This window comes from Streptomyces sp. NPDC024017, assembly GCF_040638895.1.
GTDB lineage: Bacteria > Actinomycetota > Actinomycetes > Streptomycetales > Streptomycetaceae > Streptomyces.
On sequence record NZ_JBEZYZ010000012.1, the window covers coordinates 308406 to 321290 of the forward strand.

General features: G+C 68.8%; 13 protein-coding genes, 2 pseudogenes and 1 riboswitch. Of the genes and pseudogenes, 5 read left to right on the plus strand and 10 right to left on the minus strand.

The features are described 5' to 3' along the window. Nucleotides 1-16 precede the first annotated feature (16 nt). Nucleotides 17-256: a hypothetical protein gene (locus AB0G20_RS30685; protein WP_003989675.1), complete on the minus strand. Its 240-nt coding sequence runs from the start codon at nt 254-256 to the stop codon at nt 17-19. A 159-nt stretch (nt 257-415) separates the two neighbouring features. Here AB0G20_RS30685 and AB0G20_RS30690 point away from each other — a divergent pair, with 159 nt between their 5' ends. The 4 genes and pseudogenes from AB0G20_RS30690 to AB0G20_RS30705 form a co-directional block, all read left to right on the plus strand. Then, complete coding sequence (locus AB0G20_RS30690; protein WP_361307966.1) at nt 416-1168, plus strand: rhomboid family intramembrane serine protease; 753 nt, start codon at nt 416-418, stop codon at nt 1166-1168. Continuing rightward, nucleotides 1165-1446 carry an Lrp/AsnC ligand binding domain-containing protein gene (locus AB0G20_RS30695; protein WP_030848030.1) on the plus strand — a complete coding sequence of 94 codons (282 nt, stop codon included), beginning with the start codon at nt 1165-1167 and terminating at the stop codon, nt 1444-1446. Before AB0G20_RS30690 ends, AB0G20_RS30695 begins: the two co-directional genes overlap by 4 nt. A 217-nt stretch (nt 1447-1663) precedes the next feature. Further along, nucleotides 1664-2014: pseudogene (locus AB0G20_RS30700) on the plus strand (two-component sensor histidine kinase); the annotation flags it as partial. Beyond that, nucleotides 2006-2209: pseudogene (locus AB0G20_RS30705) on the plus strand (glycerate kinase); the annotation flags it as partial. The pseudogenes AB0G20_RS30700 and AB0G20_RS30705, both read left to right, overlap by 9 nt. Here AB0G20_RS30705 and AB0G20_RS30710 read toward each other — a convergent pair. The 6 genes from AB0G20_RS30710 to AB0G20_RS30735 all read right to left on the minus strand — a co-directional run bounded on the left by AB0G20_RS30710 (nt 2164) and on the right by AB0G20_RS30735 (nt 9272). Beyond that, entirely contained in the window at nt 2164-3531 is a 1368-nt protein-coding gene (locus AB0G20_RS30710) for an aminotransferase class V-fold PLP-dependent enzyme (RefSeq protein WP_361307968.1), read from the minus strand. The pseudogene AB0G20_RS30705 and the gene AB0G20_RS30710 overlap by 46 nt on opposite strands. Nucleotides 3532-3663: 132 nt before the next feature. After that, nucleotides 3664-3780: riboswitch (SAM riboswitch) on the minus strand. A gap of 85 nt (nt 3781-3865) precedes the next feature. Next, nucleotides 3866-4930 carry an anthranilate phosphoribosyltransferase gene (gene trpD / locus AB0G20_RS30715; RefSeq protein WP_361307970.1) on the minus strand — a complete coding sequence of 355 codons (1065 nt, stop codon included), beginning with the start codon at nt 4928-4930 and terminating at the stop codon, nt 3866-3868. A 138-nt stretch (nt 4931-5068) separates the two neighbouring features. Then, complete coding sequence (locus tag AB0G20_RS30720; protein ID WP_361307972.1) at nt 5069-6691, minus strand: cytochrome bc complex cytochrome b subunit; 1623 nt, start codon at nt 6689-6691, stop codon at nt 5069-5071. Next, nucleotides 6688-7761: a Rieske 2Fe-2S domain-containing protein gene (locus AB0G20_RS30725; RefSeq protein ID WP_361307974.1), complete on the minus strand. Its 1074-nt coding sequence runs from the start codon at nt 7759-7761 to the stop codon at nt 6688-6690. The genes AB0G20_RS30720 and AB0G20_RS30725 overlap by 4 nt, the downstream gene beginning before the upstream one ends. After that, nucleotides 7758-8570, minus strand: coding sequence for a cytochrome c (locus tag AB0G20_RS30730; RefSeq protein ID WP_358953894.1), 813 nt, complete (start codon nt 8568-8570; stop codon nt 7758-7760). Before AB0G20_RS30730 ends, AB0G20_RS30725 begins: the two co-directional genes overlap by 4 nt. An 81-nt stretch (nt 8571-8651) precedes the next feature. Next, a complete protein-coding gene (locus AB0G20_RS30735) occupies nt 8652-9272 on the minus strand; it encodes a heme-copper oxidase subunit III (RefSeq protein WP_020272940.1) in 621 nt (206 codons plus the stop codon). A gap of 145 nt (nt 9273-9417) precedes the next feature. Here AB0G20_RS30735 and AB0G20_RS30740 point away from each other — a divergent pair, with 145 nt between their 5' ends. Further along, a complete protein-coding gene (locus AB0G20_RS30740; RefSeq protein WP_361307976.1) occupies nt 9418-9819 on the plus strand; it encodes a hypothetical protein in 402 nt (133 codons plus the stop codon). A 94-nt stretch (nt 9820-9913) separates the two neighbouring features. Here the strand turns inward: AB0G20_RS30740 and AB0G20_RS30745 are convergent, their stop codons facing one another. From AB0G20_RS30745 to AB0G20_RS30755, 3 genes are all read right to left on the minus strand, one after another. After that, nucleotides 9914-11167 carry an Ig-like domain-containing protein gene (locus AB0G20_RS30745; RefSeq protein WP_361307978.1) on the minus strand — a complete coding sequence of 418 codons (1254 nt, stop codon included), beginning with the start codon at nt 11165-11167 and terminating at the stop codon, nt 9914-9916. Nucleotides 11168-11297: 130 nt separating this feature from the next. Further along, nucleotides 11298-11696 carry a cytochrome c oxidase subunit 4 gene (locus AB0G20_RS30750; protein WP_361307980.1) on the minus strand — a complete coding sequence of 133 codons (399 nt, stop codon included), beginning with the start codon at nt 11694-11696 and terminating at the stop codon, nt 11298-11300. Further along, nucleotides 11693-12885 (minus strand): cbb3-type cytochrome c oxidase subunit I (locus AB0G20_RS30755; RefSeq protein WP_361307982.1); only part of this gene is annotated, 1193 nt, incomplete at its 5' end. The genes AB0G20_RS30755 and AB0G20_RS30750, both read right to left, overlap by 4 nt.

Here is a 12885-nt window from a genome sequence, read left to right on the forward strand (position 1 = left end):
GCGGGGCCCGCTCCCCTCAGGAGCCGGCACCCGGCCTGTCCACGAGTTCCACCTGGTCCACCGCGTTACACCAGCGGCAGCGCACCGACTCGATGGTCTCACTGAGCACCTCGCGCTCCTCGACCTTCGGCTCTCCGGCCAGGTCGAGGTGGACGTACTCGACGACCTTCGACGAGCGGGTCACGTCGAACCTCGTGAGGTTGCCGCAGAGGGTGCAGCGCCACCGCGTCTCGGCGGTCGGCAGGGGAACCGTCATCGTGACCTGTTCTCTTTCCTTCTAGTGTCCGTGACGCGACCGGCCTCCCCGGTGCGTGTGGCTCGTAACCCTACGGCCTGGCGGGTCCTCGCCGCCCGCCTGTCCGCGGCGGCGAGGCGGTCTGGGAGGTTGCGTCCGGTTACGTCATGCTCTGTGTTCATGATCCGCAAGTGGAGTGCGTCGATCGTCCGGGCCGGCAGATCGGTCAGGGGGTCGTCGGCGCCGGTGACGTACGCACTGATCGTCCTGTGCTGCCTGGCCTTCCTGGCCGGGCCCGCCTCGGGCCTGAATCCGGCGTACGGCACGGGCGACGAGCTGCTCGCCGTGCAGCGGGCCTACTTCCGGCGCTGGGGCGTGATCCCCGCAGAACTGTTCGAAGGGTCCGGAGGGTCGGCCCTCACCCCCGCGACCGCGCTGTTCGTCCACGGCAGCTGGGTGCACCTGCTCGGCAACATGCTCTTCCTCTACGTCTTCGGAGCGATGACCGAGGAGCGGATGGGCCGGGTGCAGTTCACCCTGTTCTACGTCGGCTGCGGCTACCTGGCCCTGCTGGGCTACGCCGTCGCCAACGCGGACTCCGAGCAGTCCCTGGTCGGTGCCTCGGGGGCGATCTCGGCGGTCCTCGGTGCGTTCCTGTACCTGTTCCCCCGTGCCCGGGTGACCAGTCTCCTGCCGTTTCTCTTCTTCCTGCCGGTCCGTTTCCCGGCCTGGGTCGTGCTGCCGTTCTGGGCGGCGCTGCAGTGGCTGGCGGCGGGGCGGGCCTCGGACGGGCCGGGGGTGGCCTACCTCGCCCACCTGATCGGATTCGGTCTGGGCTTCGGCTATGCGTCGGTCCGCTACGGCCGCCCCACCGGCCCTACTAGAGTGAAGGCCGCCCCTGCTCCGGCCCCCGAGGGAGAGAACCAGCCGTGATCACCGCGATCGTCCTCATCAAGACCAGCGTGGACCGGATTCCCGAGATCGCCGAGTCGATCGCGGCGCTGGACAGCGTCAGCGAGGTCTTCTCCGTCACCGGCACGTACGACCTGATCGCGATGGTCCGGGTGAAGGAGCACGAGGACCTGGCGGAGGTCATCCCGGGCCGGATCAGCAAGATCCCCGGAGTGGAGGGGACGGACACGCACGTGGCGTTCCGTACGTACTCGCAGCACGACCTCGAGGCGGCGTTCTCGATCGGGCTGGACAACTAGGGCCTGTCGTTTGGATCACGCCGGTGAGCAGCACCGTCGCCTCCCTGCGACCTGATCCAAACGAACGCCCTAGGACCGTCCGGCCCGCCGCCGGGTGCCGGATGAAGAGGTCGTCTCGCGGCCTCCGGTGACCGACAGTTCGGCGAGTGACGATGACGACGACCGCGGCCGGGGCACGGGAGACGACGGGCCGGGCGACGACGACGGCTCGGTGGCCATGACCACCCGTTCGTTCCTGTTGCGGGACGTCGACCACCGGATCAACCGGCTGCTCACCCAGGAGACCGGCGAGTTCGCCAACTTCGAGGAGTGCGGCGGGGATCCGCGGACGGGCCGCCCGTTCACCGACGCGGACCGGCTGCTGACGGTCTTCCTGGAACGGCAGTACCCTGACACGGACGAGGAACTGATCGGCCTGGTCGGCCGCGCGGGCGTCGGCCCCCGGCAGATCCGCCAGCCGCACGACCTGCCGGTCCCGCTGCCCCTGCACGAGGATCCCGAGGCCCGGCGCCGCATCTTCGGCTCGCCCGACTCCTCTGGCGTGCTCGATCCGGACGGCGACCTGCGCTCCGGGCCCGGCACGGGCGCCTCCGGCGGCCTGGGAGCGGGTCTCGCCGCCCTCGGCGCCCGGCTGCTCCCCCGCTTCGACGTGCTGCTGGACCACCACGCCACCGAACGGGCCCTGCGGATGATCGTTCTGGGCACCCGGCTGCCGGCTCAGGCGGAGGTGTCCGGCACGCAGCGCCCGTCCTCCGTGCGGTAGTTCCACCGGGCGCCGTCCGTCACGAGCTCCTTCACCGCCCGCACGAACCGCTCCACGTGCTCGTCCGGCGTGCCCGCGCCGAAGCTGACCCGGATGGCGTTGAGCGACTTCTCCCCGGGCGCGGCCTCCGGCGACCCGCACTCCCCCTGCGCCTGCGGGTCGCTGCCGAGCAGCGTGCGCAGCAGCGGGTGGGCGCAGAACAGCCCGTCCCGTACGCCGATGCCGTACTCGGCGGACAGGGCGGCGGCGAAGTGGGAGCTGTTCCAGCCCTCGACGACGAAGGAGAGCACGCCGACACGCGGCGCGTCGTCCCCGAAGAGGGACAGGAACCGCACCTGAGGGACGTCGGCGAGTCCCTCCCGCACCGCGCGGACCAGGTACTGCTCACGGGCGACGAGGGTGTCGAAGCCGGCCTCGGCCAGCGCCTTGCAGGCCGAGGCGACGGCATAGGCGCCGATGACGTTGGGCGACCCGGCCTCGTGGCGGGCGGCGCTGTCGTGCCACTCCACGTCCACTCCCCCGTCCTCGCGCCGGCTGACCTTGCGGCTGGCGCCGCCGCCCGCGAGGTACGGCTCGGCCGCGCGCAGCCAGTCGGCCCGCCCGGCCAGGACGCCCGCGCCGAAGGGTGCGTACAGCTTGTGCCCGGAGAAGGCGACCCAGTCGACGTCGAGGTCCGCGACGGACACCGGGTGATGCGGGGCCAGTTGGGCGGCGTCCAGCACGATCCGTGCGCCGCGGGCGTGCGCGGCGGCAGCGAGCTCCCGTACGGGCCACAGCTCGCCGGTGACGTTCGAGGCGCCGGTGACGCAGACCAGGGCCGGGCCGTAGGGGTCCCGGGCGGCGAGGGCGCGCTCCAGGGTCTCGACGGCCTCACGGGGGCTGCGCGGGGCGTCGAGGCAGGTGACGCGGGCGCCTCGCCAGGGCAGCAGGGAGGCGTGGTGCTCGGTCTCGAAGACGAAGACCTGGCAGTCGGCGGGGAGCGCGGCGGCGAGGAGGTTGAGGGAGTCGGTGGTCGACCGGGTGAACACGACCTGGTCGCCCTCGCGGCAGTCGAGGAACTCGGCGACGGTCCGGCGGGCGTTCTCGAACAGGTCGGTGGACAGCTGGGAGAGGTACCCGGCACCGCGGTGCACGCTGCCGTAGTACGGCGCGTAGGCGGCGACGTCGTCCCAGACCCGCTGGAGTGCGGGGGCGCTGGCGGCGTAGTCGAGCGCGGCGTAGGTGACCTCGCCGCCGGTCACGAGCGGCACGGTGACATCCCGTCCCAGAACGGGCAGCGGGGCACAAACGGACGGGGCGACGGCAGCGGTGGAGACAGACATGGCGGAACTCCCGTGAGAGACAGGGGGGGTGAGAGAGAAGAAGGGTGTGCGGAGGCGGGGCTCTGCGGCCCTATCGCATTCGCTTGCTCACGGAAGAACTCCTCGACGACCAGGACCCCTGGTATCGCGAGGGGTCCGCGCTTGCCGTAGACCTCGCTGCCTACGGCCTGGTCTTCACCCGGGGCACCCCGCCACGGACGGAGGGTTGCCGGACAGTCGGCCGGGGCCTCATGACTGTCACTCATGACCTGATCAGGAAAGTACGCGAAAAGATCGGCGTCCCGCAACCCGAGTCCGGATCGCGGGACGCCGGTCCTTTCGCCTACGGGGTCCGCTACGTGTTGCTCGCGGCCACCCAGCGCTCCAGCGTCCGCTTCGCCGCCCCCGAGTCGATCGACTCGGCCGCCTTCACCATCCCGGCGCGGATCTGCTCGGCCAGCGGCGCGGTCGTGGGCTCCAGGGCCACCAGGGCCGCCGCCGAGTTCAGCAGGACCGCCTCGCGGACCGGGCCGGTCTCGCCGTCCAGCAGACGGCGGGCGACCTCGGCGTTGTAGGAGGCGTCCGCGCCGCGCAGCGCCTCCACGGGGACCAGCTCGAGGCCCACGTCACGCGGGTCGAAGGTCTCCTCGGTCACCTGGCCGCCCCGGACGATCCACACCCGGGAGGTGGCCGTGGTGGTCAGCTCGTCCAGGCCGTCGTCGCCCCGGAAGACCAGGGAGGAGTTGCCGCGCTCGGCGAAGACGCCCGCGACGATCGGCGCCATGCGCGGGTCCGCGACACCGACGGCCTGGGCGCGGACCCGGGCCGGGTTGGTGAGCGGGCCGAGGGCGTTGAACACCGTGCGGATGCCCAACTGGCCGCGAGCCGCGCCCGCGTGCCGCAGCGCCGGGTGGAACTTCACCGCGAAGCAGAAGGTGATCCCGGCCTCCTCGGCGACCTCGGCGACGCGGGGCAGCGGCAGTTCCAGGTTGACGCCGAGCTTCTCCAGCACGTCGGAGGCCCCGGACGCCGAGGACGCGGCCCGGTTGCCGTGCTTGACGACCTTCGCGCCGGTGCCGGCGACGACGATCGAGGACATCGTGGAGATGTTGACCGTCTTGGCGCCGTCGCCGCCCGTGCCGACGATGTCGACCGTCGCCCCGGGCACCTCGATCACGTTGGCGTGCTCGTACATCGTGCGGACGAGGCCGTTGATCTCCTCGACGGTCTCGCCCTTGGCGCGCAGGGCCACGACGAACCCGGCGATCTGCGCCTCGGTCGCCTCGCCGCGCATGATCCGGTCCATCGCCCAGGCGGTGTCGTCCGCGCTCAGGTGCCTGCCGTCCAGCAGGCCGTTCAGCAGCAGGGGCCAGGAGCGGCCCGCCGCGGTGTCGCCTCCAGCGGGGGTCACAGCGCTCATAAGCCGCTCCAGGGTCAGGCGTCCCGCACTGCGGGACGAGAGTCTCAACGGGGTCCACCCTATCCAGCCCCGGGCAGGGCGAAGGGCCCCGTCCGGCGATCGGACGGGGCCCTTCGTGTGGCGTGGCGAAGCAGTTGATCAGTGGTGGCCGTGGCCGCTCGTGATCTCCCGGTACTCCTCGGCGGTGGGCTTCGGGATCTGGGCACCCTCGCCGTAGTAGGCGTCGCTGAGCTTGGCGCGCAGCTTCTCGGAGCCCTTCACCTTGCGCTCGACACCGTTCTCGTCGACCGTCGGGCCGATCTCGGCCGGCTTGTACTGCTCGTGCGCCGTGAGCGTGTACATCTGCTCCTGGCTGAGCGGCTCGTGCACCTCGATGAACTCACCGTGCGGCAGGCGCTTGATGATGCCCGACTCGCGGCCGTGCAGCACCTTCTCCTTGTCCCGGCGCTGCAGGCCGAGGCAGATGCGCTTGGTGACGATGAAGGCGAGGACCGGTCCGACGAAGAACCCGATCCGGACGAACCAGGTCACCGCGTTGATCGACAGGTGGAAGTGCGTGGCGACGATGTCGTTGCCACCGCCGATCAGCATGATGATGTAGCCCGTGACCCACGCGACACCGACGCCGGTGCGGGTCGGGGCGTTGCGCGGCCGGTCGAGGATGTGGTGCTCGCGCTTGTCCCCGGTGACCCACGACTCGATGAACGGGTAGAGGGCGATGATCGCGAGGAACACACCGAAGAGCACCAGCGGGATGAACACACCCAGGACGAGGGTGTGGCCCCAGAGGTTGATCTCCCAGCCCGGCATCGCCCGGATCAGGCCTTCGGCGAAGCCCATGTACCAGTCGGGCTGGGCACCGGTCGACACCTGGTCGGGCCGGTACGGGCCGAGGACCCAGATCGGGTTGATCGTCGCGATCGCGGCGAGGGCCGAGATGAGACCGAAGACCAGGAAGAAGAAGCCTCCGGCCTTGGCCATGTAGACCGGCAGCAGCGGCATGCCGACGACGTTCTTGTTGGTCCGGCCGGGACCCGCGAACTGGGTGTGCTTGTGGTAGAAGACCAGGATCAGGTGGCCGACCACGAGCCCGAGCATGATGCCCGGCAGCAGCAGGATGTGGATCGAGTAGAACCGGGCGACGAAGTCGGTACCCGGGAACTCCCCGCCGAACAGGAACATCGAGATGTACGTGCCGACGATCGGCACGGACAGGATCGCGCCCTGCGTGAAGCGGACACCGGTGCCGGAGAGCAGGTCGTCCGGGAGCGAGTAGCCGGTGAAACCGGTGAACATGCCCAGGACGAACAGCAGGAAGCCGAACAGCCAGTTGATCTCACGCGGCTTGCGGAACGCGCCGGTGAAGAACACGCGCATCATGTGCACGAACATGCCGGCGAGGAAGATGATCGCCGCCCAGTGGTGGATCTGCCGGATGAGCAGACCGCCGCGGACGTCGAAGCTGATGTCCAGCGTGGAGGCGAACGCCTCCGACATCAGCTGCCCCTGGAGCGGGACGTAACTGCCGTGGTACTCCACCTCGTTCATCGACGGGTGGAAGAACAGCGTCAGGTACACACCCGTGAGGATGATGATGATGAAGCTGTAGAGGCAGATCTCACCGAGCATGAAGGACCAGTGGTCCGGGAAGATCTTGCGCATGTTGGCCTTGGCCAGGGAGTAGATCCCGAGGCGGCCGTCGGCCCAGTCGGCGACCCGCTCACCCGCGGGCGCCTTGCGGCGTGTCTGTGCAGTGCTCATCCGCGCTCCCAGAAAGCAGGGCCGACGGGCTCTTCGAAGTCGCCGAGCGCCTCGAGGTAGCCCTCGTCGTTCACGCCGATGCGGAGCTGCGGCAGGGCGTGACCGGCGGGACCGAAGATCACTCGGGCACCGTCGGAGAGGTCGAAGGTGGACTGGTGGCAGGGGCAGAGCACGTGGTGCGTCTGCTGCTCGTACAGGGAGATCGGGCAACCGACGTGGGTGCAGATCTTCGAGTACGCGACGATGCCCTGGTGCGACCACTCGAGCTCGCGCTTGTCCTTGATGTTCTCCGGCTGGATCCGGACGATCATCAGGGCGGCCTTGGCGATCTCGTTCTGGAACTCGTGGTCGTGCTCCTCCAGGCCCTCGGGCTTGGCGAAGGTCAGCGACCCGACCGCGACGTCCGACGGACGCAGCGGCTCGTTCGTGTTCATGTTGACGAGCAGCTTGCCCTTGGACCACAGCGTGTGGCGGAGCTTGGTGCCGGGCAGCGGACCGAGGTCGCGCAGCAGCACGACGCCGGAGAGCGGCACCAGCGTGAGCGCGCCGAGCATCGTGTTGCGGATGAGCTTGCGGCGGCCGAGCGCCGACTCCTTGGCGCCCTGCTTGAAGTCCGCGAAGACCTTCTCGCGAACCTCGGGCTCCGCCTCGATCGGGTGCCGCTCGTCGGCGACCTCCACGTCCGACATCAGGGTGCGGGCCCAGTGGACGGCGCCCGCGCCGATGCAGAACAGCGCGATGCCGAGCGTCATGCCCAGCGCGAAGTTCAGCGCGCTGATGTGGCCGAGCGGGAAGATGAAGACCGCCTTGTCGACCGGGATCGCCACGAAGGAGGCGATGAAGGCGACGGTGGCCAGCATCGACACCGTGAACATCAGGGCGACCGCACGCTCGGACCGCTTGGCGGCCCGCTCGTCGACGTCCTGGATCCGGTGCTCGTGAGGCGGCAGGCCCGGGTCGGCGAACGGGTGCTTGTCGTCCGCGACGCTCACCGCGTCGTGCCCGTGCTCGTCATGTCCTGCGGACTGCGCGGCAGGCAGGTTCTCTTCTGGAATGTCTTGGCTACTCATGACTTCTTGGCCTTTGCGGTCCGGGCGGCGACCCACACGGCGACGGCGATCAGACCGCCGAGACCGAAGATCCAGCCGAACAGGCCCTCGCTGACCGGCCCGAGGCCACCCAGTTCGAGGCCGCCGGGGCTCTCGGTCTTTTCGCTGTTGACCGCGTCGAGGTACGCGATGATGTCCTTCTTGTTCTTCTCCGACAGCGTGGTGTCGGGGAAGGACGGCATGTTCTGCGGGCCGGTCTGCATGGCCTCGTAGATGTGCTTCGGGGAGACGCCCTCGAGGGTCGGCGCGTACTTGCCGTGCGTCAGCGCGCCGCCCTTGCCGGTGAAGTTGTGGCACTGCGCGCAGTTGGTGCGGAACAGCTCACCGCCCTTGGCGATGTCGGCACCCTCGGGGCCGTACTGCTCCTCCGTCGGGATGGACGGACCGGCGCCCAGCGAGGCGATGTACGCCGCGAGCTGGTCGATCTCGGCCTGCGAGTAGATGTTCTTCTTCTTCGGGACCTGGGGGCCCTGCGAGGTGGCGGCCGGCATACGGCCGGTGGCCACCTGGAAGTCCACGGCCGCGGCGCCCACACCCACCAGGCTCGGCCCGTCGGAGGTGCCCTGACCGCCGGTGCCGTGGCAACTGGCGCAACCGACCGAGTAGAGCTTCTTGCCCTCCTCGATGGTGAGGGACTGGGCGGTTTCGTCGGCCTGCGCCTGGTCCGCGGGTGCGAACACGGCGTACAGCCCCCCGGTGCATGCCAGCGCGAGGAGTAGGACGACGAGCGCCGCCAACGGGTGGCGTCGTCGTGCGGAGAGCTTTTTCACGGATTACCCCGGTGTCAGGATCTTCTGCGTCGATGCTTCTGGGATGCGCGCTTCGTCGAGCACGCGCGGATGCGGGCCCTGCTACTTGATCATGTAGATCGTGGCGAAGAGACCGATCCAGACGACATCGACGAAGTGCCAGTAATAGGACACGACGATCGCGGCCGTCGCCTGCTCGTGGGTGAACCTCCGGGCCGCGTAGGTCCGGCCCAGGACCAGCAGGAAGGCGATGAGACCGCCCGTCACGTGCAGGCCGTGGAAGCCGGTGGTCAGGTAGAACACCGAGCCGTACGGGTCGGAGGACAGGGACAGGCCCGCGTCCTTGACCAGTTCCGTGTACTCGAAGACCTGACCGCCGATGAAGATCGCACCCATCACGAACGTGACGATGAACCACATCCGGAGCTTCTTCACGTCACCGCGCTCGGCGGCGAAGACGCCGAGCTGGCAGGTGAGCGAGGAGAGCACCAGGATGGTGGTGTTCGTCGCCGAGAACGGGAAGTTGAGATGGGCAGCCATCTCCTTCCAGTGATCGGGACCCGTCACCGATCGCAGGGTGAAGTACATCGCGAAGAGGGCCGCGAAGAACATCAGCTCGGAACTCAGCCAGATGATCGTTCCGACGCTGGTGAGGTTCGGCCGATTGACCGACGGGTGCGCGTGCCCGGTTTCTACTGTCGTTGCTGTCGCCACGACCGACATTATGTCGGTCGCTTATCCCGCCCTCACTCCGGGGGGTGCCGTTCGGAGTGTCTTCCCCGGTCGTACCGGTGTTGACGTGGTGTTCAAGGGAGTAGCATCCGGCCCAACGGGCCTGTCCTTACGACGCTGACGTCACGGAGGAACAATGCAGCCGACCGCCACGGTGCTGGTCTACAGCGACGACTCCAACACCCGCGAGCAGGTACGGCTCGCCACGGGACGGAGGCCGGCTCCGGACGTTCCCGTGGTGGAGTTCGTGGAGTGCGCGACTCCCGCCGCGGTGCTCACGCAGCTGGACCGGGGCGGTATCGACGTCTGTGTGCTGGACGGCGAGGCCGTGCCGATGGGGGGCATGGGGCTCTGCCGGCAGATCAAGGACGAGGTGTTCGACTGTCCGCCGGTGCTGTTGCTGATCGGGCGGCCCCAGGACGCGTGGCTGGCGACCTGGAGCCGTGCCGAGTCGGCGGTGACACTGCCGGTGGAGCCGGTGGAGTTCGCCTCCGCGCTGGCTTCGCTGCTGCGGGACAAGGCGGCTTTGAACGCCTAAGGGCTCGGTTCGCCTTGTTCTCCGGCGGCTGCGGGCGCGTGGGGGTTGTTCGCGCAGTTCCCCGCGCCCCTGAGGAACGAGCCCCTGAGGGCGTCTAGACGTTCTGCGGGCGCAGGCGGGCCCTGTCGGCCGCTGCCGGGCCGTCCGGGGTGCCGCCCAGGAGGGCGCTGCCGGTGCGCCACTTCGCCCAGTCGAGGTTCCAGTCGCCGAAGCCGTTGCCGAAGGGGGCCATCGTGTCGCCGCCGGAGTTGACGACCTTGACGATGTCGCCCTCGCGGACGGTGTCGTAGAACCAGGCGGCGTTCTCGGTGCTCATGCCGGTGCAGCCGTGGCTGACGTTGGCGAAGCCCTGGGAGCCGACCGACCAGGGGGCGGCGTGGACGTACTCGCCGCTGTTGGTGACCCGGACCGAGTGGTGGACGATCAGGTCGTAGAAGTCCGAGGCGCCGATGCTGGCGCTGGTCATGCGGACGGTGCCCTCCTTGGCGAGGACGACCTTGACGCCGTTGCGGGTGTCGTAGCCGGGCATGCCCGTGGTGACCGGGATCTGCCGGACGATCTCGTCGTTCTTGTAGACGGTCATCTGGTGGGCTGAGGCGTCCGTGACGGCGATCAGCTTGTCCGCGGTGGTGATGGTCAGCGGCTTGGCCTTGCCGCCCCACATCCGGTCGCCGATCTTGATGCCCTGGAGGTTGCTGCGGACCTGGACGGTGGCCCGGGCGGGCCAGTAGTCCTTCGGGCGGTAGTGGAGCTTCTTGTCGTCCACCCAGTGCCAGGCGCCGTCCGTGGCGGGCGTGGAGGAGACCTTGAGGGCGCGTTCCACGACGGCCCGCTGGGCCGTGTCCTTGACGGGCTGGCTCAGCTCGGCCGTGATGGGCTGGCCGACGCCGTAGGTGCCCGCCTTGGGGCCGAAGGCGACGTCCAGGCGCTTCTTGGTGGTGGGCTTGCCGGTGTCGAAGGTGACGACCTTGCGGCCGGGCGCCCCGTCCTCGTCCTCGGTGCTCACACGGACCGTGTAGCTGGCGTTGGCGGCGAGCGGGGTGGTGCTGTGCCAGCGGCTGCCGTCGGCGGCGAGTTCGCCCGCCACGTAGCGTCCTGAGGCGTCGTGGGCCGTGACGTCCGTGATGCGCCCGTCGGAGTCCTCGACGACCTCCAGGGGCTTGTCCGGGTCGGCCTTCTCGTTGCCCCCGTCGGGGGCGTTGAAGGAGACCTGGTCCGCCGCGTCGTAGGGGCGGGCGGCCAGGGGGTTGCCGTCCGAGCCGCAGGCGGTGACGCCCGCGCAGAGGGCAATCACCAGCAGCGTGCAGCCGACGACGGTGCGGGGGCGGGATATCGCTGTGTGGCTCATGCGCTCACGCTAGGAAGCAGCGTCAACAGCGGCACGCCGAGCGGCCCGTACGAGTGACACGCGTTACGGCAAAAGCAGGGGCCCGGACGCTCCTTACGGAGTGTCCGGGCCCTGAAGCGCTCGGCGCGTGTTACTGGGTGCGGTTCTCACCGCGGTAGTACTCGAAGACCCAGCCCCAGACACCGATCAGGATGATCGGCAGCGAGAAGTACATCAGCCACCAGCCGATCGCGATCGACAGGAAGGCGAGGGCGCCACCGATGGCCAGGGAGAGCGGCTGCCAGCTGTGCGGGCTGAAGAACCCGACCTCGCCGGCGTCGTCCGCGACGTCCGCCTCCTTGTTGTCCTGCGCACCGACATCGACCCGCTTGGCCGTGAAGCCGAGGTAGAAGCCGATCATGATGCACAGGCCGAAGGTCAGGAAGAGGGCCGTGGTGCCGGCCGGCTCCTTCGACCACACGCCATAGACGACCGCCATGACGAGCACGAAGACGCTCAGCCACATGAACATCTTGCCCTGGATCTTCACTTGCCGGCCTCCTTGCCGCCAGCGAGGGCCTTGTCACCGTGGCCCACGTTCTCGAGCTGGTCGAGAGCAGCGATCTCCGGGTGGTGCAGGTCGAACGCCGGAGATTCGCTGCGGATCCGCGGCATGGTGATGAAGTTGTGCCGCGGCGGCGGGCAGGAGGTCGCCCACTCCAGGGAGCGGCCGTAACCCCACGGGTCGTCGACGCCGACCGGCTTGCCGTACTTGGCCGTCTTCCACACGTTGTAGAAGAACGGCAGGATCGACATGCCGAGCAGGAACGAGCTGATCGTCGAGATCGTGTTCAGCGCGGTGAAGCCGTCGGCCGCGAGGTAGTCCGCGTACCGGCGGGGCATACCCTCGGCGCCCAGCCAGTGCTGGACCAGGAACGTGCCGTGGAAGCCGATGAACAGCGTCCAGAAGGTGATCTTGCCGAGGCGCTCGTCCAGCATCTTGCCGGTCCACTTCGGCCACCAGAAGTGGAAGCCGGAGAACATCGCGAACACCACGGTGCCGAAGACGACGTAGTGGAAGTGCGCCACCACGAAGTACGAGTCGGAGACGTGGAAGTCCATCGGCGGCGAGGCCAGGATGACACCGGTCAGACCACCGAAGGTGAAGGTGATCAGGAAGCCGGTCGCCCAGAGCATCGGTGTCTCGAAGGACAACGAGCCCTTCCACATCGTTCCGATCCAGTTGAAGAACTTCACACCGGTGGGGACGGCGATGAGGAACGTCATGAAGGAGAAGAACGGCAGCAGCACACCGCCGGTGACGTACATGTGGTGCGCCCACACCGTCACGGACAGACCCGCGATCGCGATGGTCGCGCCGATCAGACCCGTGTAACCGAACATCGGCTTACGGGAGAAGACCGGGATGACCTCACTGATGATGCCGAAGAACGGCAGGGCGATGATGTACACCTCTGGGTGGCCGAAGAACCAGAAGAGGTGTTGCCACAGCAACGCCCCGCCGTTGGCGGGGTCGAAGATGTGGGCGCCGAACTTGCGGTCCGCCTCCAGGGCGAACAGCGCGGCCGCGAGGACCGGGAAGGCGAGCAGGACCAGGACACCGGTCAGTAGCACGTTCCACACGAAGATCGGCATGCGGAACATCGTCATGCCGGGGGCGCGCATGCAGATGATCGTGGTGATGAAGTTGACCGAGCCGAGGATGGTGCCGAAGCCGG

What these genes read in the sequence shown, in the direction of transcription:
- AB0G20_RS30690 (WP_361307966.1), top strand. Translation starts at nt 416, where the DNA reads ATGATCCGCAAGTGGAGTGCGTCGATCGTCCGGGCCGGCAGATCGGTC.
- trpD (WP_361307970.1), bottom strand. Translation starts at nt 4,930, where the DNA reads ATGAGCGCTGTGACCCCCGCTGGAGGCGACACCGCGGCGGGCCGCTCC.
- AB0G20_RS30735 (WP_020272940.1), bottom strand. Translation starts at nt 9,272, where the DNA reads ATGTCGGTCGTGGCGACAGCAACGACAGTAGAAACCGGGCACGCGCAC.
- AB0G20_RS30745 (WP_361307978.1), bottom strand. Translation starts at nt 11,167, where the DNA reads ATGAGCCACACAGCGATATCCCGCCCCCGCACCGTCGTCGGCTGCACG.
- AB0G20_RS30725 (WP_361307974.1), bottom strand. Translation starts at nt 7,761, where the DNA reads ATGAGTAGCCAAGACATTCCAGAAGAGAACCTGCCTGCCGCGCAGTCC.
- AB0G20_RS30685 (WP_003989675.1), bottom strand. Translation starts at nt 256, where the DNA reads ATGACGGTTCCCCTGCCGACCGCCGAGACGCGGTGGCGCTGCACCCTC.
- AB0G20_RS30740 (WP_361307976.1), top strand. Translation starts at nt 9,418, where the DNA reads ATGCAGCCGACCGCCACGGTGCTGGTCTACAGCGACGACTCCAACACC.
- AB0G20_RS30720 (WP_361307972.1), bottom strand. Translation starts at nt 6,691, where the DNA reads ATGAGCACTGCACAGACACGCCGCAAGGCGCCCGCGGGTGAGCGGGTC.
- AB0G20_RS30710 (WP_361307968.1), bottom strand. Translation starts at nt 3,531, where the DNA reads ATGTCTGTCTCCACCGCTGCCGTCGCCCCGTCCGTTTGTGCCCCGCTG.